Below are 25,619 nucleotides of genomic sequence, written 5' to 3'. Positions count from 1 at the left end.
ATTTGTTTTAATTCGTTAATATAGATTGATTATAATTTTATTATAGGCCTTTAAAACACCTAGTTAAACACAGCTTTTAAAACTTCTAAAGATCTCGGTTTTCTAAATCCTGGTAAATGTAATTCAAAATATTGGATTAGAATTTCCAGTAACTCGTGTCTATTTGTTTTATTCAGTTTTAGCTCATTCTCTACATCAAAATTTGTGCCGAGTAGTGCTTTAAAATAATCTAAATTTTTACCAGAAATGTATAACTTTGATATTATGTGATTTGTGAATTTTCCTTCATTTAAATCGAAATACAAAAATTGGTTACCTTTTTCAGGATAGAACCCTAAATATTTAGTGAGATTCATCAAAAACACCAAATGAAAATTAGGGGTGTCTGAATGGCTATCTAACCATTGAAAGGCAGTTTCTAAATAACTAAACAACGACTGATTTTCTTCTTCTTCCTTTAAAGCATGAGAGAGTACTTCAGATAAAAAAACCATCATGGTTTGTTTAATAACGTTATTATGAATGGTAATATATGGCGTACTAATTTTAGCCTCCTTTATAAAATGTAACGACCTGTTATTATTGTAATTAGCTGTTATTTCCAATTGCGTTAGGGGTTGAAAAAATGCAGGAGATAACTTGCCTTTTGTTGCTTTAAAGATTCTCTTAACTAAATAAGACCGTAATCCTTGTTCTGTATAGCATTTTACAATAAGATCGTAGTCGCCATATTTAATGGCGTTAAGCACAATTGCTTTACTTGTAATTAGCATATTGTACCAATTTAATTGATTATTGCTATTTTAGTTATTGAAGTTTCTGACCTATCTGGAATTGTTAAAAGCACTATATAAATGCCTGAGGCAACTTTTCTGCCCGCTAAATTAGTTTTGTTCCAAATTACCTTTCCTCCTTTTAATTCCTGTCCTTCAACTACGTTGGTTTCATGAACCAATCGCCCCGAGGCATCTAAAATTTTCACATTAGTTCCTCTTGGTAAATGTGTACCATTTCTACCATCAATAGTAACAAAAGAATGCTCTTTTTTTACAGGATTTGGATAGGCATACACCTCACCCAATTCATCACCAAATGGAGCTACATTATTATTGAAAGCCACCATACCTTTATCCGTTGCAAAAAACACCTTACCGTTGCTATTATCCACTTTAATTTTAATAATTTTATTAGATGGTAAAGGTGAATTATTCTTATTAAAATTGAATAAAGTCTCTTGCCCCGATGAATTTGTACCAAGCACTCCACCCGTATCCGTACCAAACCATTTATTGTCAGCCCCATCTATAGCAATAGAACTTACAGACTGATCTCCTAATAATTTTTTAGCAATACCATCATCATCAATAACTATTGAAGAAGCATCGTAAATAGCATCGTCAAAAACACTACCTGCATTAAAATAAACAACCAAGCCTTTTTTTGTACCAATCCAAATTCTATTATTACGATCAACAGCCAACGTTCTAACATTAGAATCGGGCAAAGAGCCTTTATTAGTTTCTGTAACTAAAGCTCTTTTTCTATCACCTGTTTCATTATAAACTAGCACACCATTACGTCTAGAGCCGATCCAAATACTACCAGTTCTATCAACAATTAGCTCGGTTAACCCGAAAGAACCGCTGGTAATAATTGAACTTAGATCAAACTCACTCCAAGCCCCACTAGGACTTCTTTTTTTTAATCTATTATTTACCCAAGAATTGCTTACCCAAAAATTTCCACGATTATCAAATGCAGTACCATTAATTCTAACACTACTGTAATTAAGATTATCTGGAGCTAAATCTTCTAACCCACTGTTGGTTTGGTTCCAAAAAGTTGCTATTTCATCATTTTCAACTACTAAAATTCCACCCGTGGCACCGAGTTGACCTTCAGATGTTTGTCCGAACGAACTGACATACGCTTTTTCTATATTATCTGGATCTACTGTTACATGCACTAAATCTCTAACAGGAGCTATACTGCTGTAAGGTATATTAACCCAGTCTGAGCCATTAAAATGACTTATCGGACGCTCACTCTGTTGAGGCGTAAAAGCATCGTTATAGCCACCATAAACAACCCAGATGTGATCATTTTCTGAGGTAATCGAAAATATATCGTTTGAAATTGGACCTTGCGGATGGATTTCATTGTGTTCGATACCATTTGAAAAACTACGGTTTAAAATTCCAAATTCTGTTGTGCCTAGATAAATGGAATTACCTTCTGCAAAAGCAGCTTGTAAAGAATAATCATAATCTGCAGTAGCATTGGCAACAACTTCTTGTGATAATGAAGAATTATAAACATAAGCAGATTTTTGAGTTGCCACCGTAATATAATTCTCAGATGCTTTTATTTGTAAAATAGTATCAGGTAAAAAATTGATTAGCTGTAAGCCCATTCCAACAATTTTATAGAATCCACTAAACCTAGCCGTAAAAAGCTCGTTATTAAAGACCTCTATGGTTTTAAAATTGCCCATAAAGTCACCTTGTGGTTGTTGCCAATTATTAAAATCAATTAAACTATTACTATTTACATCAGCGGTATATATACCGTTTTCTGTAGCTGCATAAATCAAATCGTTATATATAGCAATTTGGTTTATATTTTCTGTTGAAGAATTATTACCAATGAAATAGGTATCTTGATATTCTAGTCTTTCAATATCATAAACTACAATTGCAAATGGCGTAGAAAAATAGAGCTTATCATCGTATTCTGTTATGTGATTTATCCCCTTTTCACCTGTAATACTTAGACGTTGAATATCTGTAGCTAGGGTAATTTTACCTTTGTCATCAACTATTTCCAATAAGCCATTTTGATAGCCTATAACCAGTTTTTTATGAATTTTACTATAATAAATACTGGACGTAGTTTCTCCAGACAACCCTTGAACAGATGATAATTTTTCAACTTCCTCAGTTACGGTATCATAAATAAATACGGCATTATCAGTTACCGCATATATTTTTGATTCAACCTTAATAAAATCTTTTACATTGTTGTACGAGTAAAAATCTTCCCAATTTGAACTAAAATCAGTTTGTGACCAACTAGACAAGTTAGACATCAACACAAATAAGAAAATTAATCTCTTTATCATTACGAATAGATTTCCGCCAAAGATATTCAATAATAACTAGAACAAAAACAATTTTGAATTCTTACAACTTTCTAAAAAAGGCATAAAAAAAACCTCAAATTAATAGCATTTTGAGGTTTTTTTGGAATAACTTTAAATCATTCCTTTTCATAGTAATTTTCCCTTATACGAATCAGTCTCTTTATTTTTTTATGGATGTGAAATCACGGCAATGGTTTCCGTTTTTTTAAAAACCCAATCAATCCCTGTTTTTATATACACAATGTTTTGTATTACTTCTTCTTCTTCCAATTTTATTTTAACTGTTCTCACGTATCGCGTCTCATCTGCATTTTGCAATACCATACCTTCATCTACAAAACCTAACATTTTTCCTTTAGTGTCTACATTGCTTAATACGTCAACATCTGATGGCTTAGAGAATGATGTTATAGACATTGGGTTTTCAAGTAATAATATTTATATCTCAAATTTACGCTATGTTTTTGTTTGCCTGAATTAAATTCAATGAATGAACTGAAAAGATTAATAAACGGTAAGATTTTAGCAGTAAATGGTAAATAAAGAATGCAAAATAAGAACAATAATATACCTGAAAACGTTAGTTTGAATTGATTAAAGCCTGTTAAAGTATCTTTTTGGGAAATTTGATGGTAACTTTTGTACCCGTATTATTATGGTCAGAAATATCTTCTATAATTACATATACTTTTTGATTTTCATGTAAGAGCTTTATTCTATCTTCTGAAGCTTTTAATCCAAAAGGTTTTCTATCCGATTTATATTTTGCACGTTTAGCTTGTGATTCCTTTATGCCTACACCATTGTCTATTATTTCACAACGTATATTGTCTTCTTCATCGTAAATGGAAAGGCTAATTCTTTTATAATTTTTTTTTGTATTAAACCCATGCCAAATAGCGTTTTCAATATAAGGTTGCATAAATAACGGTGGTACTTGAATATCTCTTAAATTGATACCCTCATCTATAGTTACAATATAGTCAAAGCCACCAATCATCCGCATTTGTTCTAATTTTATATATAAACCTAAAATGCCTAAATCATCTTCTAATGGTATCGTTAAACTGGTAGAATTTTTGAGTACTTCCCGTATTAATCTAGAAAATTTTGTAATATAATCTGATGCTTTTTCTTTATCGTGTTGTAATACAAAATTATTAATAGAATTTAATGAATTGTACAGAAAATGAGGATCCATTTGAGTTTGTAATATTGTCATTTTTAGATCATTCATTTCTTTTGTTTTTATGACCAGCTCATTCTCAATTTTTACCTTATTTTTTTCATATGTTTTTAACTTATTACCGATTAACAAAGCTGTCATTAACATTTCTATTAATGCACCTAAATACATTAATAATTTGGGTTGCAACCCCATAAAATGTTCATTGTCAAATGCCATTTTTAATAAATATGCTGCAATTGCCAATGTCAAATAAGATACAGACCCAATAATAAAATAAGTAACATGCTTACCCTCTATTTTAGTTAAAACAAAATAGGTAAGAACAGAAAACACAGCAATTATAGGCATTAAAAATATAAATGCCCTATCTTGATAATTATGTCCAAAAAAGAATTGAATTCCAATAAAAACGAATGCTATAATAAATGTAGAACGCATGGCCAAAACAATCATCCGATCCCATTCTGGGATTTTCTTTTTTGTTTCTAAAACATCTCTACCAAAGGCAATATAAGAAGCCAATCCTAAAAGTAATAAAGGGTAATTTATATAATCATAAATTAAATCGAATTTACCATAACTGATATTTTTAAGATAGTATAGAAAAAAACAAAGTAAAAATAAACTGTAATAAAGGTATTGCTTTCTTTTATTTAGAATGAAGAATAAAAAGCTATATAATGCAGCAAACAACAAACCTCCTCTTATCCATGCATATAATTCAGAACTTAATTCAAATAGCATAATGGGGTTTTTATAAATCTAATGGGAAAATTAAATGATTAGAAAAACCTTTCTAACAATTCATTTTTTTTGTTTCTACTAACGGAAGCTTCTAAATTATTAATCAACGTTAAGACATCTCCATCTTTTTTAGAAAATTCTTTAACATGATTCATATTTACCAAATAAGAGGCGTGCACTCGAAAAAACTCAGGATAATTAAATTTCTTTTCAACTTCTTTCAGCGTTTTTGTGACTAATAATGTCCTTTTATCACTTAAATGAACAGTAGTGTAGCTTTTATCTGCTTTTAACATTACAATGTCATCTCTGTCAAACAAAGAAATTTTACCATCAGCTGCAATACTAATCTTATCATTTTTCCTTTTCAAATTTGAAAATAAAGATTGTAATTTATCTTCAATTACATTTTCTTTTCTAGACACTCTTACTTTTTGAACTGAGGTAATTAATTCATCTTTATCTACAGGCTTTAGCAAATAATCAATAGCAGAGACTTTTATTGCTTTTAAAGCAAACTCGTCATGTGCGGTAGTAAATATGAGATCAAAATTGGTGTAGGATAATTGTTGTAATAGAGTAAATCCATCCATTTCTGGCATTTCAATATCTAAAAAAACCAAATCTGGTTTTTCTCTATCAATTGTATTTATGGCTTCTTTAGGATCGTTACATTTGATAATTTCTATGTCATCAATATAACGATTTAATTTCCATTCTAAAGCTTCGAGTGCATTGATTTCGTCATCAACAATTACTGTCTTTAACATGGGTTAGGGGTTGCAATTAGAGTTATTTAATGGCAAGATACTACATTTTCAGTATTTTACATAAAAGTTAATCTGTAATTTCAATTACTCGCTTAATTTCGTTGCCCAATTCATCAACAACAGTAACAATATGTTTCCCTGATTTTGGACGCAATGCCAATTCATGAAAAGTTTGGGTTGTACCCATATAGTTCTCGTCTAAATACCAGAATACTTTTATATCTGGTATATTATGAGCAAGCCTAAAAACCAACTGATTGGTATTTTCGTCAAAATCTTTTGGTAAAAATACTTTAACGGATTCCTTGGGGTAAATAAAATCCATTACCGCCTTATTACTTGATAAACAACCTGGTAAAAATGAAGGTAGGTTCTTATAAGAAGGGTTTTTACTTTGATAATAAAATGCCTCTAAAGGGGGCAAAACAAACCAGGAGGTATGTTTCATTTTATTAATAGGGTAACAAGAGGAGTTTACCTGATGTTGTTCGCTTTCATCTAAATGTACCCATACATGATAGGGACAAGCCTTGGTTTTTAATCCAGCTCGTTGTACAAAAACAGAATCTTTTTGCACACAAATTTCAGAAGCCCTATATCCACTTTGAGCACACACAGGAATTTTTTCTAACTCATCGAATGGCTTGGTAAACCATTTACTTCTAGGTAAGACATCAAAAACATCAAATAAAATTGGAGCAGCAGTTGACACACCTACTAATCCCGGTCGCCCTTCACCATCAGCATTGCCCACCCAAACACCAACAACATAATCTTTGGTTGAGCCAATAGCCCATGCATCTCTAAATCCGAAACTAGTGCCTGTTTTCCAAGCAATTTCTTTGGAGGAATCAAAAAATTCCCAGTTTTCTTCACCTTGAGGCCTGTTTACTTCCTTTAATGATTCGTAAGTCATATAAATAGACCCTGCATCAAATATCGTTTTTTCAGTAGATAATTTTCCAAAATCAACTTCTGTATCTGATAGAAAAGTCGGATTTACAAACTCATTTGTGTAATACTTACCACTGGTTGCTTCGTAATGATTAATGGTTGATGACATGCCAGCATAACTTTTACATAAATCCCATAAATTGCTTTCTGCACCACCTAAAATAAGTGACAATCCATAATGATTGGCATTGTATTTAATATCTGTTAAGCCTAATTTTTTTACGTAATGATGAAACCTGTCCAAGCCGAACTGCTGTAACATTCTAACAGCAGGGACATTTAAAGAACGCGATAGAGCTCTACTCGCAGGGACAGCACCATCATATTCTAAATTAAAGTTTTTTGGGTTATAGCTCGCTATTTGAGTGGGAACATCTGCTACTAATGTATTTGGTAAAATTTCTCCAGCATCAAGCATTGCAGCGTATAAAAATGGCTTTAAAATACTACCTGTACTTCTTGGTTTATCCACAACATCTACATCCTTTTGATGTTCATTATCTGTAGGAGCATTACCCACATATGCCATAACTTTTCTCGTTTTAACATTTAAAACCAATACTCCAATATTATAGATTTGATTTTGTTGTAAGGTATTGTAATTGTTCTTAACAATAGTATTTACCCGTTGCTGTAGGGCTTTATCTACAGATGTTTTAATTCGTTTACCTTTATTTTCTCTATTTACTACTTGCAATAAATGTGGAGCAATTTGTGGTAAGGGAAACGGTTTTTGAGGCAACGCTTCTTGAATAGCCAACTCATACGTCAGTTCATCAATGGTTTGATCTTCAAATAATTTTTTTAGTAACCGATTTCGTTTTTCTAATAACCGTTGTTGATTTTTACCTGGATAGATTAGGCTCGGAGCATTTGGTAAAACAGCTAGTGTTGCACTTTCCGCCCAAGATAAATCATTTGGGTTTCTACCAAAATAACGCCAAGCAGCAACATCTAAACCCACTACATTTCCTCCAAAAGGAGCATTTGCGGCATACAACTCTAGAATATCATCTTTACTATGGCGAAACTCCAAACGCGTCGCTAGAATGATCTCAATTAACTTTTCAAAATACGTTCTTCTTTGACCTTTTCGCGATAAACGAATTACTTGTTGCGTTAAGGTACTACCGCCACGTTTTACACTTCCTGATTTTATATTCTGCCAAAAAGCTTTTGCAATAGAAACTGGATTAAATCCAGGATGTTTATAAAAATAAGCATCTTCAAAAGCAACAATTGAAGCCGAAAATTTTGTAGGAATACTATCTGAGTTTGGAAAACGCCATTGCCCATCCGTTGCAATTTGAGCTCCTAATAGTTGGCCATCTATACTTTCAATAACTGTTGAAGTGGGCTCAGAAAAAAGCTGTTTGGGTAATGAAAAATAATACCAAATTAAAAGTATTACAATAATAACACTCTTGATTTTATGGGTTCTAATTAAGGAAATTATTTTGTTCATTGTGCATTTTCAATTGCAGAAACAAAACCTACAAAGCCAAAAGACCTTGTAGGTTATACTATTGGGTAAAAGTAAGGCAATTATTTAATTACCTGAATCCACTGTCCTTTGTCTCGCACAAAATAGTCATTGTCATACATTGCTTCCGCTTGAATACCTGGCAAGTAATATTTACCTAGATAAGAAGCGTTCAATTGTACGGTAAACGTTTTCGTTTTTTGTCTTTCTAAATCAAAATAGAAATTAACTCTATCATCTCTAATATCTGTGAAATTAGCCTGACTTGTGGTAGAATTACCATAATCAGTAAAGCGAGTATTTATAATTTCCCATCCAGAAGGGAAAATTTCCGTTAACGCGATATTAGCAACATATTCGTATTTTAAATTGCTCACGGTTACTGTAGCTGTAAAATCAGTTCCTTGAGCTAATTTTGTAACATCTATACGTCTTCCGTCAGTATCTTTATATACTACTTGCACACTTAAATTCCGTTTTTCTACCATCTCTTCGCCCAACGGCAAAATTCCAGAATTCAATACGGTAACATAAACCGTATTCGCTTTTTTATTGGTTACTTTTAAACTATTAGCACCATCTACAATTTTCAATTTTCGTTGGGCAATAGATTTTTTTGTACTCACAGCATCACTTTTATTTCCATTATTACTAAACGCTACGTTCAAATCTTTACCTCCACCAATTTCTACCATTTTTGACATTGCCAATAAACTGTACGCTGTTGTTTGCGTACTCATCCATCGATCAGCTGATAATTCTTTTGCTAAATATTCCGACATTTCTCTCGATTTTGGATTGTCAGTCAATAACATAGTTTCCATTGCCATAGCTCTATTTCTATTTGTTGAACCGTAGGTATAATAATCATAAGTATTCGATTCAAAATGGATATTTGCAGTTTGAACTATTTTTTTAGCCACTTCTTTTTGTCCTGCCAAGGCATAGGCCGCAGCCAATCGCCATTTTGCGTCGTTAGAAAGTTCGTTATATTCTCGTAACCTGTTCATTGAACCTAAATCTGCATGACCCGCTAATGCTAAGGTATATAGTCTATATGCTTGTGCTAAATCCGTATTGTATCGTCTAGAATTTGCTCTCCAATTTCTAGCCGCATCTTGCTGATACTTTAACCAATTATTCATAAAGGTTAAAGGCATTACATATCCTTTTTTCTGTGCTTCTAGCATGAAATGACCTGCATAACTTGTTCCCCAATCATTGGCATTGTTTTGTCCCATCCAATAACTTAATCCACCACTTGGAGTTTGATATCTGCCCAAACGTTCTACTGTCTTTTTAATGTTATTATCAATTTCTTGTTTTTTATCAAAAGTCAAGTCCAATATATCTGTCAAATACAATTGAGGGAAACCGCTTGATGTAGTTTGTTCTACACAACCATGCGGGTAACGAATTAAATACTGTAACCTTCTTGTAAAATCCATCGGAGGCAAGGTAGAAAACTCTACGTGAGCAAAGCTTGTTCCTGGCACTCCAAAACTAGTAAAATCAATATTTTGAGATGCATTTGGTTCTAAAACTACTTGTGTTGAACGTGAACTCACCGGGTTGGGATTAACAACATCAATTTCGACTTTATAAGATGATTTCTCTCCATTACCAGAGGCCAATACTTCAATACTACCAATTCCTTGTGCTTTGCTAACATCTAACTCAAAATAAACCATTTTCTCATCTGGTTTATCAAAAGATACTGATTGCGTTTGTTCACCAACAATAGTGATTCCATCACTTAATTTTAAACTGATGTTCGCTCTTTTTACTTTGTCTTCCATTGCAAAAATAGTAACAGGTAATGTTACTTTTTCACCAGGACTTAACTTCCTTGGTAAGGAAGATAATACCATTAATGGTTTACGAACGGGCGTTGTTTCACTAGCACTTCCATAAGCTTCTTTAGAATTGTCACCAGCAATAACCATAGTTCTAACTGAACCAATGTATTTAGGCATCTGTATTTCGTGCGATGCTGTTTTTCCTTTATCTAATGTAAAAGGTCCTAAATACGTAACCACAGGCTTAAATCTATTCGCTTTTTTAGGTTTTTTAGGTCCTGCATCTTCATCACCTCCAATAGCAAATATCTGAGCAATTGTGCCTCCATAAGCTCCAATTACATAATCAAAAATATCCCAAGTTTTTACACCTAAAGCTTCTTTACTATAAAATTCATCCCAAGCATTTGGGGTTTTAAATCGTGTTAAATCTAATAAACCATCATCAACTACGGCTAAGGTATACGTCATTGATTTACCTTGTTTTTCACTCACTTTAACTGTAAATTTTTCTTCAGGTTTCAATACTTTTGGCATTGAAATTTGAGGTTCTAAAATTGTATTCGGATCTTTAACCATCAACGGAATTACACCATACATACGAATTGGCAAGTCATTTGCCGTTGAAGCATGTGGCTGCAACAATGATATGTTTACAAACACATTTGGAGCCATTTCTTTCGTGATATCAATTTCAGTAGTTGTTTCTCCTTTCTGGGTTTTAATCCATCTTTGATCAATTACTTCCGTTCCATTTTCTATACTAATTAATGCCCTACCTACGGTTCCTGATGGGAAGGTAATCTTTGCCTTTTCACCTACATTATAATCGGTCTTATCAGATGAAAACACCAACATTGTAGCACCAGAAGCATCGCTACCAGCAGGCCTTTTCCACCAATCTTTATAAAAATAAGCTGTTCTTCCTGTTGCATGACCACTTTCTGGATCATAAATTCTGATTAAGTATCTTCCACCCTCTTCATCAGGTACATTAATTTTAAAAGTACCCTTACCATTAGCGGAAGTATTAATTACTTTAGTTAAAATTGGTTTGTGATATTGACTACCTACATATGAAGCTAAATCGTCATAAGACGAGTTCCACCACCAACGCCATTCTACTTTATATACTTTTACTTGAACTCCTTTTTTAGCAATAGGGTTTCCTTGATTATTCACGGTTACCACATCAAACTCAACATCTTCATCCGTGAAATAAGAACCATAAGCCTTAGCTTCTGGAGATTGTAAGCCCACAAAAGCATTATAAGGTGCAAAATTCTTTGAAATAACATCAATAGAGAAGTCGCCACCGTTTTCAAATGCTCTCGTTAAAAATGACGCCCTTAACATTCCTGGAGCTTTACTATTAAAACTCAGTTTTTTAGTCAAATTTGCATTCCCTTCAGCATCCAAGTTACCGTCAAATACGGTTACTTCTTCTGGAGTAAATTTCCTAGTAGGGTCAGAAAAAACATAATTTGGATACTTATCAAACGCTGTTGAAGTACTTGTAAATTTGACTTTTACATCAGCTTTCAAATTTTTTGCATCTGCACCATGAAGCCATTTAACGGAAAGCTTTCCGTCAATAGGTTTATTAGCAGTTAAAATTTCATCTTCAAAATCAATAGCAATTTTTAAACGATTTGGCTTTACCGTTTCTACTTTTAATGCTTGATAGAAATTTGCTCCCCCTACACTTATTTTAGCATTCCAATTACCTGTAGCAGCTGTTTCATCCGTGACAACGGTAAACTTATGGAAGCCATTTTTTCCATCAGTATCTATTAATTTATGCGTTAATTTACCATGAGGATCTGTAATTTCTAACTTAACAGGATGGTTTTTTGGGAGCGGATTTGCAACATCGTTTAACACAAAAGTTAAATGAATACTGTCTCCAGGTCTCCAAACACCACGCTCACCATAAATATAACCTTTTAAACCTTTTTGTAATTGTTTACCTGAAACGTCAAACTTACTTAACGACAGTGAATAACCGTCATTTAGTTTGAGATAGGTTTTTTGTCCGGAATTAGAAACCACAGCAAAATGTGCATTTTTATCTGCTTTGAACAAAGCAAAGCCTTGACTGTCTGTATTTACAGTCCCGATTTCTTGTTGTTGAAAATTGTACAATACTATTTTAGCTCCAGAAATTGGATTGGTTGTCAAAATATCGGTTACTGCAAAATGATATGATTTATCAACTCCTTTTTTAGCAATAACACCTAAGTTAGTTGCCATTACATTAGCCGTAGCAATATTATTCTCGTTAAAATAATAAGCCTCCTTACAAGGGTTTTCTCTATCCTCCCAATTATAATATCTGTGGTTTTTATAATTGTAAATCAAGTTATCCCAATATTGTTCTTCGCGTTCTTCTAGTTCATCTTCCGCTAGGTTCGTATCATTATAATCATCCTCTTCAAAATACTCATCGTAATCTTCAGTTTCAACGTTAGTAACCAATTGACTTCCATCACAAGTATTTAAAGCATACTCTTGGGTAAAACTTAATTCAATTCTATAAATAGCCCCAGGATCTGCTTTAATCATCTTAGAAAGGTCTACAGCATAGGTTTTCCATTTACCGTCATTTTCTATATCAGATTTTATCAACGTCATGGTTTGTTTTGCTACACGACGACCCACACGTCTTATACTGTAACTATTAATACCATTGAGATTTTCTTCTTGTAAGAATTGCAAAATATTGTTCTCAAAAATTTTGATTACTCTAATATCTACTGCTTTTAAATTAACGGCTTCAAAATTGAGTTGCAAATTTTTTGAATCTGGCAGAATAACGCCATTACTCATTAATTTAACCGCAGGTTTTAGCTCTTCAAAAGCGATTTGTTCCGAGAATTTTTTCTTGAATTTAAAACCGTATACATTGGTTATACCAGAAAAAACATCTACTTGTACATTACCCTTTAATCGTGTTCCAGGATAAACTTTCAATACATTTCCATCTACTACATATTTTAAATTTTGAGCTCCTGCTATTGCAACCAAACCTTTAAAATTCTGTTGCTTTTTAATTGGATCTGAAAAATTTAATGCTAAATGTTGTTCAGGTGATTGAATTACATCTGCATTCACGATCGAAAAATTGCTAATGCCAGGGATAACTCTTTTTGCTTCACCTACATTATCAATTCCAACTTCTTTACCTGACCATTTTATATCTATTTCTGAATCGTCTTTTAATCGTTGTATACTATCAATTTTAAATTGATATACCGAAGAATTCTGTGATACAGGCAACCATTTTACAGATAATGGTTTGCCATTTTGAGTAACACGAACTAATTTTTCTACCATTTCTAATGGAATTACATCAGCAGAGCGTAAAACACCTTCAATGTATTGCCATTCTTTACTATATGATTGTAAGTTATTTGTATTTAAAGCAAAATTTGGTTTAATTGTTTTAAACTTAAACGTATATTCCTTAAACTCTGATGGAACGTTTAAATACATTTCTGAAAGATTTACCGTGACGGTGTATTCAGTATCTGGTTTTAAATTTTCATCTGGGTTAAAAACAAATGTTCTTGAATTTAATGCCTTTAATTTTCCTTTTACAGCTGGTGAAATCGTAATAAGATCTTCTGAAATTTCTGTATCGGGCTCCCAACCTTCCACTTCCTTCGCCAAACCTATTTGCAAAGATTCAGTAACAGAGACAACACCTGAAGTAGTGTAATAAATATAATCTTTAAATTTAAAAAGGTTATCAGTATCTTCTTGGGGATTTTCTTTTTTACATGATATTACAATTATCAATAATAAGAATAGGCTAAAAATACGATTTAAGAACTTCATTATAAAAGGGTTAAGTTAGAATACTGCGGATACGCTACAATATGACTATATAACCACAAAATTAAATGATTATTGTACAATTTGATACATGAATAGTGGGGTTTATTGCATCCCTGAAAAATGGGGGTTTTTTTCCTTATCTTTGATTAAAACCAATAACCATGGAAAACCTATATAATACAGGTATAAAATTTGCCCCACAGCTTTTAATCTTAGTATTTATTACGATTACCTTTTTACAATCTGGTATCGAAAAAATAACAGATTGGCAAGGAAATGTATCTTTTTTAAAAGATCATTTTGCAAAAACATTTCTAAGAAATAGTGTGCCGCTATTACTAATTATCATTTTGGTAAGTGAAGTAATTGTAGGCTTTTTAAGTATCGTAGGTATTATACAAGTATATATTTCTGAAAGTACTACAATAGGTTTTTTAGCCGCTGTAATAGCCTCAAAAATATTATTAATGTTGTTGTTCGGTCAACGGGTTGCAAAGGATTACGCAGGAGCTATGACCATTGTAGTTTACTTTATGGTAACTGTATTTGGTGTTTATATTTTAAGATAGCGTTAAAACATTTTCCCCTACATCTACCCCGTCAATAAAAATATTAACAGTATATGTTCCTTTAGTGAATTTATGCACTATTTTATCAATGAACATTACGGCTTTAATACTTTGTTTATTGTAGAAAAGCGTAGTTAAATCCGTATAAGATTGATCATCACCGTTTTCTAATGTAAATACACCTTTTTCGTTTACTACTTTTCCTTGAGGAGACTTAATTACTACATAAGCATCTTTGTATCCTTTGATGGCTTTTATGTTCGGTTGAATTCTAAATATTACTCGTAAAGCATTTATCTTTTTGGCATTATAGGTTTCTACATATTTGCCTTTTTTACTTTGCATAGCTTTTACACTGACCTCGCTAGTATTTAGAACTACCTCTTTTTTAGTTGTTGGCTCAATTGCTGCTGTTACTTTTTTTTCTATTTGCTTTACTTCTGATTGATTGATGTCATTTTCCTCAGATTCTCGTTTAGCTTTTAAATCGGCCAACAATTCGTTTGGATCAGTTGTACTAATTGCACTTTTCGTTTGGGCATCTTCACGCTCAAAGTTAAACTTTTCCGCTACTTTTTCTTCAGCCTTAGCAGTGGCAATTAATTTATTAATATCTTCATCTATAGGTTCATTTTTAACTGAGGTTTTCTGATTTTCTTCCGTTATCGTTTCTATTAACTGCGGTTTTTTTTTCTCCGTTTTTTCAGTTTCAATTGAACTATAGTCTTCGTTACTTTTTTCAATTTCCTTATTTAACCATTTTGCTTCTTCACTTAAAGTCTCCTCTTCCTCGGTAGGTTCATTTAAAGGACTTGTTTTTTTTTCTATTTCATTAGTTGTAGTTACATTATTAGTTAATGATTCAGAAACTAATACTTCCTCTTTTTTTTTGTTCTCGATCGTAGATTCATTAATGACTGCATCTTCTCTTAATTTTTCAGTTATAATTGGTTTATCATTTTCGGCTAAACTATTAACTGGAGTAGAAGTTACATTTACAATTTCATTTTCTGGTTCAATTACTTCTTCTATTTCATCACTTTCCTTTATTATCGGTTCTATTTTTTGTGTCTCATTATAACCGGATGTTTCTACAACTTTTTGAATTGGCTCTTTAGCTTTCTCTACGAAAATTTCGGTTTGATCACTTACTGAATTGTTATCAAAATTTTCTATTGAAGCTTGTGGATTTATAAATGCAATTTCAGTTCTTCTATTCTTTTCATGTGCAGCTTCACTACACTCAATTCCATCTATACATTTATTAACCATTTTACTTTCTCCATATCCTTTCGCTTTTATTCTGCCTCTATCAACACCTAGAGATACTAAATAATCAGCTGATGCTCTTGCTCTGCGTTCTGATAGCTTTAAGTTGTAATCACTATTACCTCTTGAATCTGTATAAGATGATAACTCCACATGAATACTCTTATTATTCCTTAAAATATCACCTAATTTATCTAATTCTCTAGCAGCCTTAGATGTAATAATTGATTTGTCAAATCCGAAATAAACAGCTTCAATAGTTGCTTCATCTTCTTCTGCTGAAGTAGCAGTCTCAACTACCTTAGCAATCGTTTCTTCCTTCTCTTCATAAGCCTCCTCTTCTACTGCTTCTTCAATACCATTTTTAACTTCGTTGATTTCCTCAGCTACGGCGATAACTGTTTCTTCATCTTCAATTGCACCTATTAGCGTATTATCATTTTCAATTTCTTCAGCTGATTTCTTAATTAGGAACTTGTTGGCTTCCAACGTTGGTGCTTCTAAATAATTAGCTGTATTCACAATATGATCTTCCGTATTGTAATTTTTAGCTCCTGCTTTAATTGTATATGTTTTGTTACAGTCTAGGGTAATAGAATACATACCATCAGCATCTGTTCTAAACTCTTCAATTTCTGCATTTTCTCCGTCATATAAAGTAATAATTGCATCCTCAATAATTTCTTGTGTACCATTATCTTTTACGATACCTGTAATTTCTTGAACACAAGGACCATCTTCTTTTGTTTTTTCAACTAAAAAAGAATAAATATCATAATTGTTTTGACCTTGTAATCTGTTTGAAGAAAAATAACCTTTATTGTCACTACCATTAATAATAAATGCAAAGTCGTCATTTAAACTATTAATAGGAGCATCTAAATGCTCAGCGATAGCTGTTGGGTTTTTTAAGTCAATGGTATATATATCTAAATTACCTAATCCGTCTTTATGATTGTCAGATGAAAAGTATAATGTTAAATCTTCAGTAATATATGGTGTTACTTCGTTTCCAGAAGTATTAATTTTATTACCCATGTTAATAGGGTCTCCAAAACTACCATCATCATTTATGGCAACCATAAAAATATCTAACCCACCCAATGAAGAAGGCATATCAGATGTAAAATATAACTCTTCACCACTTTTACTTAAAGAAGGTTCTCCAAAAGAATAACGATCATTTGAAAATGGTAATTTTTCAACGTTAATCCAGTTTCCTTCAGCATCAACTTGAGCTTTAAATAATTGCTCTTTATCTTTTCTTTTAGGCGTCTTTCTATATTTCTTAGCTGAATAGTAAACAGTTCTTAAATCAGAACTATAAGAAGCTCCAGTTTTTGTTACCTTATTTGTTGGCAGTCCCTGGATTTGTTTTTTCTCAACAATGTCTCCTTCTTCACCTAAAGTTGCCAAAAATAAATTCGATTCCGACAGCTTCAAGCTATTCGTATTTATTTTTTCAGTGTTTGGAGATTTGTATATAAACTGATTATCACTTAAAAAAGTTACACCATAATCTGGTTGTGTAGTATTGGTTTCTAAATATTTTATTAAATATTTACTCTCAGCAGTTTGTGAAAAAACTGAAAAAGAAAAACACAATAGCGTTGTAAATAATATAAATTTCTTCATTATTAAATCTAAGTTCTGTTAGCTTATTCATAACGAAAGATTTTATAATTAAGTATTTGTTATCAACAACTTATTAACAAAAAAAAGCCTGATAAAATGAATTATCAGGCCTAACGTATTGATTATAAGTAGTTTTAAATTACTCCTTACTTTTGTAAGATTTGTTTAATTGTACTAAAACATCATCTGTAATGTCCGCTTTTTCCTCACCATACATTACTGTTCCGTTACTTCCAGTAGTACCTAATACAAAGTTGTAACCTTTACCCTCAGCATAAGTCTTTACAAAATCATTAATTTCTTTTGACAGTGATTCTAAACTTTCTTGACCTTCAGTTTGTACTTGTTGTTGTATAACTTGTTGACGTTGATTTATTTGCTGTTGCTCTTGCATTAAAGCTTGCTCTTTTTCAGCTCTTGCATTTGCAGACATTTTCTGCATACCTTCTTGATAAACTTTAGCTTTGTTTTGCCAATTAGCAATTAAACCATCTAGTTCAGCCTTTAACTTATCAGACGATACTTTCATCGTTGCTTCCGTTTCCTTGGTGCCCTTATACTCTTTCATTATCTCCTCAACATCTACATAGGCGATTTTTACAGATTGTTGACAAGAAAATAATCCAAGTGCAACAATAACTACAATTACTAAATTCTTCATTCTTTACGTATATTTTAAATTTTGGCAAATATATAAAAATAACCTCGCTCTATATCTAAAATTAATGTTATAAGTATAATTTATAACACTTTAGATACTTATAAGTACTATTTATAGAAAGTGACCTTAAAACACTGTCATTTTAAAGAGTTTCTATGGAAGTTTATAGTGTAACACCAACACTAGCTACAAAATAGCTTAAAACCCCTTAAATTTAATATTAAGCGTTTTTAATAATATAAATTAGCGATGAATACTCTTTAGAGGATCTTGCTTTTCTATTTGACTTTAATCCTACCCAGAATGCCTTTAATAAGTTAGACTTACCTGTTTTGTATTTTTCTGAAAGTAAACTAACATAAAAGGAGTCAAACTTCATTGGTAGTACTTTTTCTACTTTCATGTTTTCTTGTCCAAATAAATCTGAAATTGATTTTCTAGAAAAATGCCAAAGATGTCTTGGCACATCATAAGCCGCCCAAAATTCTTTATAATGATTTGCATCAAAACTTTTAAAATTTGGAACTGCTACAATTAGGGTTCCATTTGGTTTTAAAAGCAATTTTAATTTGGCAATATATTCTCTAAGATTTGGAACATGTTCTAACACATGCCACATGGTTATGACATCATAAGATTCCGAATTTAATTCATAGATATCAGAAAAAATTTGAACTTTAAAACTTCCTAATTTGGAATTCAATATTTCTACCGCTTTTTCGTTTGGTTCCACTCCCGTAACTTTCCATCCGTCAATTTGACAAGCAGCCAAAAAATCACCCGTTCCAGCACCAATATCTAAAATAGTTTTTTCGTCAGCATTGAAAGCGTTAATCAGTTTTACTTTTTTCTTTATGGTATAATTTCTAACTGAATGATATAATTTATCTACAACAGATTTTTTTGTATCTGAATGCGAAATGTAGGATTCACTTTCGTAATATTTACCCAATTCTTCTTCTTTGGGTTGTGGCGTTGTAACTAATAATTCAGACTCTTTATCAATAAAAATTGAAAACGTTTCACGTGAAACTGTATAGTCTTCACACGAAATATAAGGTTCTAAATTGTTATTTTTTATTGGGGATTTTAATATTTGTTTCACGTGGAACTATGATTTTAAAGTATTATATATTCTAACATTTAATAATTTTGAAAGCTCGTTCGCCTTATAAATAGCTTTTTCCTTGTTAGAAGTTTTAAAGACTGTATCTTGTTTTTTACCATGAAAAAACTTTATAACATATAATTTGTAGCGTACTTCACCCAAAACTGTAGGATACCACATCATACCTCCAGCTTCCTTATAACCCTGATGAACTATAGAAATATAAATTGGATACAACAACGTTTTCTTTTGAGAAAAAAAAGAAAAACTAAACATTCTAATTACTAATTTATTTTCAAAATTATTTTTAATTACGTACTTGTAGTTTAAACTTAAAACTGGAATGGATAGTAAACTAAACAATAAAAAATAACTATTGAAAACACTCAACGTCATAACAAAAAACAGAAATGGTAAGAGAATAAAAACCAAACTTAACTTAGATAAGTGCTGTTTTAAAAAAACTTCATTTTTTAAAATCTTAGAGTTTGAATTTGTTTTAGTATTTTGTTTCACGTGGAACCCTTTATAATTATATGGATTAAAAATGATACATCTAATCCTTAATTTTAAATGAATAAGAACAAACAAGCATGTCCATTTAACTATCTACCCATATAAACCAACAATACAGAAACATCACTTGGTTTAACACCAGAAATTCTACTTGCCTGAGAGATACTCGTTGGTTGAATTTTTGTTAATTTTTCGCGAGCCTCAAAAGACAATGATTTCAATTTATGATAATCAAAATCAGAAGGAATAGAAATGTTTTCTAGTCTATTAAGTTTATCAGCATTGTTCTTTTCCTTTTCTATATAACCAGCATATTTTACATGAATTTCTGTTTGCTCAACAATTTCATCGTCAATAATATTATCAATAATAAAATCATTAACACCAGGAAACTGTCTCACATCATCAAAATCTAATTGCGGTCTAGAAGCTAATTTAATCATCTTCATAGATTGATCAACCTCAGCCGTTTTTTTGTTTATCAATATCGGATTTACATCTTTAGGTTTAATACTTGTATCTTTAAGAAAAGCAACAAACAAATCTGTTTTTACTTGCTTTTCATGAACACGATCTAATTGTTCTTTAGACGCTAATCCTATTTCATAAGACATTGGCGTTAATCGTAAATCAGCATTATCTTGTCTTAACAAAGTTCTATACTCTGCCCTTGAGGTAAACATTCTATAAGGTTCTTCTGTGCCTTTTGTGATTAAATCATCTATTAAAACGCCTATATACGCTTCACTACGTTTTAAAATAAATGGCTCACGCTCCTGTATTTTTAAAGCCGCATTTATACCTGCCATTAATCCTTGCGAACCTGCTTCTTCATAACCCGTGGTTCCATTAATCTGACCAGCAAAATATAAATTCTCCACCAGCTTAGTTTCAAGTGTATGTTTTAATTGTGTTGGAGGAAAATAATCATACTCAATTGCATAACCAAATCTAAAAAATTTTACATGTTCGAATCCTGCAACTTTACGTAATGCTTTAGCTTGAACATCTTCAGGTAAAGAAGTTGAAAAACCATTTACATAGACCTCAACTGTATTCCATCCTTCTGGTTCAATAAACATTTGATGCCTATCTTTGGTAGCAAACCTATCTATTTTATCCTCTATAGAAGGACAATATCTTGGACCAATACTTTGTATTCTACCATTAAACATTGGAGACCTATCAAAACCAGTTCGTAACAAGTCATGCACTTCGAGACTCGTATACGTCATATGACAAGACTTTTGGTGTACCAATGGTTTTGTTAAATTTGTATAAGAGAATTTTTCTGGTTTAATATCTCCAGGCTGCTCAGTCATTTTAGAATAATCTAAAGACCTACCATCCACTCTAGGTGGTGTTCCAGTTTTCATTCTACCAGATTCGAAGCCCAACTTAACTAAGTCTTCAGTTATACCTGTTGAAGCTTTTTCACCTGCTCTACCTCCACCAAAGTTTTTTTCACCAATATGTATTAATCCATTTAAAAAAGTACCAGCTGTTAAGATAACTGACTTGCACTTTATCGTTAATCCCAAACCTGTTTTTACACCAGTAATTTTTCCGTTTTCAACAATCAAACCATTGACCATATCTTGGAAGAAATCTAAATTCTCAGTTTGCTCCAACATTTTTCTCCACTCTTCAGCAAATCGCATTCTATCACTCTGAACCCTTGGGCTCCACATTGCTGGTCCTTTTGATTTATTCAGCATTTTAAATTGAATAGCCGATTTGTCAGAAACAATTCCACTATAACCACCCAAGGCATCAATCTCTCTAACAATTTGTCCTTTTGCAATACCACCCATAGCAGGGTTACAACTCATTTGAGCGATGTTTTGTAAACTCATGGTAATCAACAACGTCTTAGAGCCCATATTAGCACTAGCTGCTGCAGCTTCACTACCTGCATGACCACCACCAACTACAATTACATCATATATGTCTTGAAAAATACTCATTGTTTTATGTGATACTAGTTATTATTTTTAATGTCCAGATCATCCCTAAATCAATCATAACTATAAACAAAGCAGATGATGGATGTTTCACGTGGAACAATCTGTTCCTATATTTCCACATGGGTTAATTAATATTACTTATATATTCTCTAATATGCTTAAAATTCATGAATAGAATAGTGTTCATTTTATTTTATACATTCCGAGTTATATTATTTAAAAGTCCGCAAAGATAAGTAATAATCCTCTTTCTCTCGCATTAGTAGTTTCTCCTCTTTTGTCTTGTCTTTATAACCACATAAATGAAGTATACCATGAATCATAACACGATTTAATTCATCATCAAAATTAACAGCATACTTAACCGAGTTTTCTAACACTCGATCAACACTTATAAAAATATCTGAACTTATCAATTTCCCGAGGTTATAATCAAAGGTTATAATATCCGTTAACGTGTTGTGTTCTAAATGTTTAACATTCAATTCTAATAAATATATATCATCGCAAAAGATATAATTAATAGCATCTTCCTTATAATTTTCATCTTTAATAGCCCCTGATAACCAACCACTTATATCATTTGAATTGTTAAATTCAAACTCCTTTTGATAATTAAATTCAATCATTCTTTTACTGTTTCTTTAAAATACTGTTGCACTTTCTTTTTATAATTATTACGTAAAGGCAACGGTTCTCTATTTAAAATTTCATCCTTACTAAAAAAGAGTTTATCACCTTTTATTTCAGGAATTGTTCTTTGTTCAAAGTTTTTTGTATTAATTTCCGACTTTCTTTTCGTATCCTTTCCTTGCTCTAACTGAGCATCCTCCAACTTAAGAAGTTCGTGTTCTAACTGCTGCATCTGTTCTAAAACATCATTACTAAACCCTTTGTCTAATAATTGTTTTTCCAATTGTTCCATTTGTTTTATTGCCTTCTGTCCGTTTACCCCGTTTTTTCCATCTTTACCCATCATTTCTTTTAAAGCCTCCTTCAAAGCATTCTGCTCTTGATAAATTTGATATTGTTCACCACTCATTTGTTCACTCCCACCTTCACCACCTTTAGGTTCACCTTCTTTTCCTTTTTCACCATCCTTACCTTTTTTCTTTTCACCTTCTCCTTTCTTCATACCTTCCTTCATCTTTTTCTGTAATTCTCCTTGCTTTTTAATGATATCTGGGAGACTAAACTCTGGTTTTCCCCCCTTACCCTTACCTTGACCCATACTCGGGTTTTGTAGGCTGTTTAACATATCACTTAACATGTCCGCTAAATTATTTGCAGCAGTCATTGTGTATTGTTGGTTTGATCTTCCCGGAACAATAAAATTTTCAGCAATATTATCTAAAGACTTATTCAAATTATAATGAGCATCAGCCAAATCCTCTTGAATTTTTGTGGTTAATTGTGGTACACGTAATGAAAGGGTATATAAACTATCATCAATATGTTCAAAGTTTTCTTTAATTATTTGTTGTTTTCTAAGCAATTTAGGAAACTCTGCATGGCTTGCATCTATACCATCAAAGGCGTCCAATAATTTTTCTTGATCAAATGAAAATGTTAATAAATTCTCCAAAATTGCCTTAAGATCATCTATGTTCTCTTGAAGCATTTCCCCTTGCATTTCCATCATTGCACCACCCATCTTTTTACTTAATTCTTTTTGTTTTTTTGCAGCTGCCTTTTGATTGGTCTTAGCATCCTTTTTATTTTGATCCTTTTGTTCTGGTTTATTATTATTATTATTTTCTTCAGCATTTTTTTCATCTAAATTTTCTTTAGCTCTTTCCATCAATTCTTCAATCGTCTTTTCTTCCTGTTTCGTATCTGGAAATTTCATAGGTTGAGCTAAATTTTGATTCTGTTTCCTCATTTCATCAAAATCCTTCTTAATCGATTCAAAATCTTTATTTAGTTTTTCTTGATCTTGAATTTTACTCTCCTCTTTTTTCGATTCTTCTTCTTGCTTACTAGACAGTGAATCTAATTTCTGTGTGATTTGAGCTGCCTTTTTCTCAACAAAAAACCGTTTAGATAGTTCCAGCAATCTTTCCAACGTCTTTTTTTCTTGTTTGTTCTGTTCCGTTAGTTTATCCAATTTATTCAACATCTCTTCTTTCTCAAGTTTCTCAGACATTTTTTTTAATTGATCTAACAAATTATTTTTCTCTTGAAGTTCTTGTGCCTCCTCAATTCGTTTTTTTAACTCTTCCTTTTTGTCTTTAATTTCAGTATTTTCATCATTACGTTCTTGCTCATCTAAATTCTCTTTCAAGTTTTCAGTATGTTTTTCTTGCATTTGTTTATACTGCTCTTGTCGCTTTAAAAATTGATCAAACTCCTTTTTATCATTCCAATTTAAGTCAGACTTCTTTCTTAACTTCTTAGAGAACGCATCTAACTCCTTATTTAGTTTTTCACTATTATTATTTATCTTATTAAGCTCTTCTAAATTCTGTTTTTGCTCCTTCAATAAATCATCCGTAATTTCTTGCTGTGTTTTATTATAATAAGTAAACGTTTGACTTATTGTTACCTTACTTCCATTTGTACCGTCATTATCATAAACCTCAAAATACATTTCATAAGCTTTACCCAAATCAATCTTTAATATTTCTGGTGAGAAAATATAGTAAAACTCCTCAAAGGTTGACTTATTAACACTAATCGGTGCTATTTGCAATGCTTTTTTGTTTTTCACATCATAATACACCAATTGAAGCTTTTTAAGTCCGTAATCATCACTCAATTGTCCTACAAATTGTACAGGACCTCTACTTATAGAATCAATATCTGATTTCACTTCAATTTTCGGGTGTTCATCACCAATTACTTGTAGTGTATACTCAAGTTTTTCATAATCTTTTAAACCACGATTGGAAGTTGTTATTTGATAATTCAAAGTATTTCTAACGCGTTTAGAAATAGAAAAATTATTATCAGACTTCAGTGTAAATGCCTTTCTTTTATCGGATACAAAATTCATTGAATCCGTCGCTTTTGTAGTAATATTCCAGGTTACTGTAGATCCTTCAGGAATAACAGCATTACCCGTATTTTTAATAAGTTCATCTTTTTTTCCTGTATATGCAGGATAGTTCATATACATTTCGAACCCCGTAACATTTGGCGTTCTTAAAACATCCAACTGATATGGCCTAGATCGAACATCATTAGCCTCTAAATAAAATTCTATTGGTTCCTTTAGGTTATTGAATTGATGCGTAAAATTACCATTCAAATCCTTCAACATATAACTCTCATTGTTAAAATGAATCGTTATATTTTCAGGAACCACACTTCCTTCGGTTGCAACAATCAAATCAAATGGTTGTCCTTCTACATCTTGCAACTTATCATTTAATACTACAAAAGTAAAAAGAGCTGGCGGTTCATAAGCCGTTTTATAATGAACTACCCTATCAAAACTTTCATTAAATATAGAATTGTTACCTGTAAGTAACATAAAAACCCATATTAAAATTGGAATGAATAAATATTTAAGATATTTAATATTTCCTTTAAAACTAATAGCATTTATAAACGGTATCGGCTCCAAACTTTTGGATTTCTGTTCAATACTAGCCAATAATAATTCTGATTGATTTTTATCCTTATTTAGTTGCAATACATTTAACAATTTATCATCAACCTCAGAAAAATGTTTACCTATTATAAAAGATGCCTCTGATAATGTTATTCCTTTTTGTAAACCAAATAACCTTGCTAAAGGAATGGCAATAAATTTAATGAATAAAGCAAGTTCTACTGCAATAAAAACAAAGAATAACACACTTCTTGCTAGTGGTGGCAACCACAAAAAGTACTCAATAAATACAGTAATTAAAAAATACAGTAAACCAAAGGATACAAATAATATGAGTCCTTTAATCAATTCATTGGTATAGTACTTTTTAATGAACTGTTGTAACTTTTGTTGTATGTTATTGAAGTTATTCAAATT

The 25,619-nt window shown here is 31.7% G+C and carries 15 protein-coding genes; 1 reads left to right on the top strand and 14 read right to left on the bottom strand.

What is annotated here, in order from left to right; genetic code table 11:
• Window positions 1–59: 59 nt before the first annotated feature.
• The 7 genes from recO to JBL43_RS07795 all read right to left on the bottom strand — a co-directional run bounded on the left by recO (window position 60) and on the right by JBL43_RS07795 (window position 13,921).
• On the bottom strand, window positions 60–773 hold the full coding sequence (gene recO / locus JBL43_RS07825; RefSeq protein ID WP_198840895.1) for a DNA repair protein RecO: 714 nt from the start codon (window positions 771–773) through the stop codon (window positions 60–62).
• An 11-nt stretch (window positions 774–784) separates the two neighbouring features.
• Entirely contained in the window at window positions 785–3,121 is a 2,337-nt protein-coding gene (porZ, locus tag JBL43_RS07820; protein ID WP_233098717.1) for a type IX secretion system anionic LPS delivery protein PorZ, read from the bottom strand.
• Between the two features lie 189 nt (window positions 3,122–3,310).
• Window positions 3,311–3,559: a hypothetical protein gene (locus tag JBL43_RS07815; protein ID WP_198840894.1), complete on the bottom strand. Its 249-nt coding sequence runs from the start codon at window positions 3,557–3,559 to the stop codon at window positions 3,311–3,313.
• A gap of 187 nt (window positions 3,560–3,746) precedes the next feature.
• Window positions 3,747–5,075: a sensor histidine kinase gene (locus JBL43_RS07810; RefSeq protein WP_198840893.1), complete on the bottom strand. Its 1,329-nt coding sequence runs from the start codon at window positions 5,073–5,075 to the stop codon at window positions 3,747–3,749.
• A 38-nt stretch (window positions 5,076–5,113) separates the two neighbouring features.
• Window positions 5,114–5,845: a LytR/AlgR family response regulator transcription factor gene (locus JBL43_RS07805; RefSeq protein ID WP_117880162.1), complete on the bottom strand. Its 732-nt coding sequence runs from the start codon at window positions 5,843–5,845 to the stop codon at window positions 5,114–5,116.
• Window positions 5,846–5,912: 67 nt separating this feature from the next.
• On the bottom strand, window positions 5,913–8,264 hold the full coding sequence (gene pbpC, locus JBL43_RS07800) for a penicillin-binding protein 1C (protein ID WP_198840892.1): 2,352 nt from the start codon (window positions 8,262–8,264) through the stop codon (window positions 5,913–5,915).
• An 80-nt stretch (window positions 8,265–8,344) separates the two neighbouring features.
• The gene (locus tag JBL43_RS07795; protein ID WP_198840891.1) at window positions 8,345–13,921 is read right to left on the bottom strand and encodes an alpha-2-macroglobulin family protein; all 5,577 of its coding nucleotides are present in this window, start codon (window positions 13,919–13,921) and stop codon (window positions 8,345–8,347) included.
• Window positions 13,922–14,082: 161 nt separating this feature from the next.
• Here JBL43_RS07795 and JBL43_RS07790 point away from each other — a divergent pair, with 161 nt between their 5' ends.
• Window positions 14,083–14,490, top strand: coding sequence for a DoxX family protein (locus JBL43_RS07790; protein WP_198840890.1), 408 nt, complete (start codon window positions 14,083–14,085; stop codon window positions 14,488–14,490).
• Here JBL43_RS07790 and JBL43_RS07785 read toward each other — a convergent pair.
• The 7 genes from JBL43_RS07785 to JBL43_RS07755 all read right to left on the bottom strand — a co-directional run bounded on the left by JBL43_RS07785 (window position 14,482) and on the right by JBL43_RS07755 (window position 25,616).
• Entirely contained in the window at window positions 14,482–17,394 is a 2,913-nt protein-coding gene (locus tag JBL43_RS07785; RefSeq protein ID WP_198840889.1) for an OmpA family protein, read from the bottom strand. The two genes, JBL43_RS07790 and JBL43_RS07785, sit on opposite strands and share 9 nt — an antisense overlap.
• Window positions 17,395–17,533: 139 nt before the next feature.
• Window positions 17,534–18,055 (bottom strand): OmpH/Skp family outer membrane protein, encoded by a 522-nt coding sequence (locus JBL43_RS07780; RefSeq protein WP_198840888.1) that lies wholly within the window; start codon window positions 18,053–18,055, stop codon window positions 17,534–17,536.
• A gap of 220 nt (window positions 18,056–18,275) precedes the next feature.
• A complete protein-coding gene (locus tag JBL43_RS07775; RefSeq protein ID WP_317193439.1) occupies window positions 18,276–19,160 on the bottom strand; it encodes a class I SAM-dependent methyltransferase in 885 nt (294 codons plus the stop codon).
• Between the two features lie 6 nt (window positions 19,161–19,166).
• Window positions 19,167–19,679: a hypothetical protein gene (locus tag JBL43_RS07770; RefSeq protein WP_198840887.1), complete on the bottom strand. Its 513-nt coding sequence runs from the start codon at window positions 19,677–19,679 to the stop codon at window positions 19,167–19,169.
• A gap of 89 nt (window positions 19,680–19,768) precedes the next feature.
• A complete protein-coding gene (mnmG, locus tag JBL43_RS07765) occupies window positions 19,769–21,640 on the bottom strand; it encodes a tRNA uridine-5-carboxymethylaminomethyl(34) synthesis enzyme MnmG (protein ID WP_317193446.1) in 1,872 nt (623 codons plus the stop codon).
• Between the two features lie 218 nt (window positions 21,641–21,858).
• A complete protein-coding gene (ybeY, locus tag JBL43_RS07760) occupies window positions 21,859–22,275 on the bottom strand; it encodes an rRNA maturation RNase YbeY (RefSeq protein WP_198840885.1) in 417 nt (138 codons plus the stop codon).
• On the bottom strand, window positions 22,272–25,616 hold the full coding sequence (locus tag JBL43_RS07755) for a DUF4175 family protein (protein WP_198840884.1): 3,345 nt from the start codon (window positions 25,614–25,616) through the stop codon (window positions 22,272–22,274). Before JBL43_RS07755 ends, ybeY begins: the two co-directional genes overlap by 4 nt.
• Between the last annotated feature and the right edge of the window lie 3 nt (window positions 25,617–25,619).

The sequence above is a fragment of the Aureibaculum flavum genome, from assembly GCF_016406085.1.
Classification (GTDB): Bacteria; Bacteroidota; Bacteroidia; order Flavobacteriales; family Flavobacteriaceae; genus Aureibaculum; species Aureibaculum flavum.
This window is presented reverse-complemented; position numbering and strand designations above follow the sequence as displayed.

Bases quoted from the DNA above. Each gene is read 5' to 3' on its own strand.
- JBL43_RS07810 (WP_198840893.1), bottom strand. From the start codon at position 5,075: ATGCTATTTGAATTAAGTTCTGAATTATATGCATGGATAAGAGGAGGT.
- JBL43_RS07815 (WP_198840894.1), bottom strand. From the start codon at position 3,559: ATGTCTATAACATCATTCTCTAAGCCATCAGATGTTGACGTATTAAGC.
- ybeY (WP_198840885.1), bottom strand. From the start codon at position 22,275: ATGATTGAATTTAATTATCAAAAGGAGTTTGAATTTAACAATTCAAAT.
- JBL43_RS07805 (WP_117880162.1), bottom strand. From the start codon at position 5,845: ATGTTAAAGACAGTAATTGTTGATGACGAAATCAATGCACTCGAAGCT.
- JBL43_RS07790 (WP_198840890.1), top strand. From the start codon at position 14,083: ATGGAAAACCTATATAATACAGGTATAAAATTTGCCCCACAGCTTTTA.
- JBL43_RS07795 (WP_198840891.1), bottom strand. From the start codon at position 13,921: ATGAAGTTCTTAAATCGTATTTTTAGCCTATTCTTATTATTGATAATT.
- pbpC (WP_198840892.1), bottom strand. From the start codon at position 8,264: ATGAACAAAATAATTTCCTTAATTAGAACCCATAAAATCAAGAGTGTT.
- recO (WP_198840895.1), bottom strand. From the start codon at position 773: ATGCTAATTACAAGTAAAGCAATTGTGCTTAACGCCATTAAATATGGC.
- JBL43_RS07780 (WP_198840888.1), bottom strand. From the start codon at position 18,055: ATGAAGAATTTAGTAATTGTAGTTATTGTTGCACTTGGATTATTTTCT.
- porZ (WP_233098717.1), bottom strand. From the start codon at position 3,121: ATGATAAAGAGATTAATTTTCTTATTTGTGTTGATGTCTAACTTGTCT.
- JBL43_RS07785 (WP_198840889.1), bottom strand. From the start codon at position 17,394: ATGAAGAAATTTATATTATTTACAACGCTATTGTGTTTTTCTTTTTCA.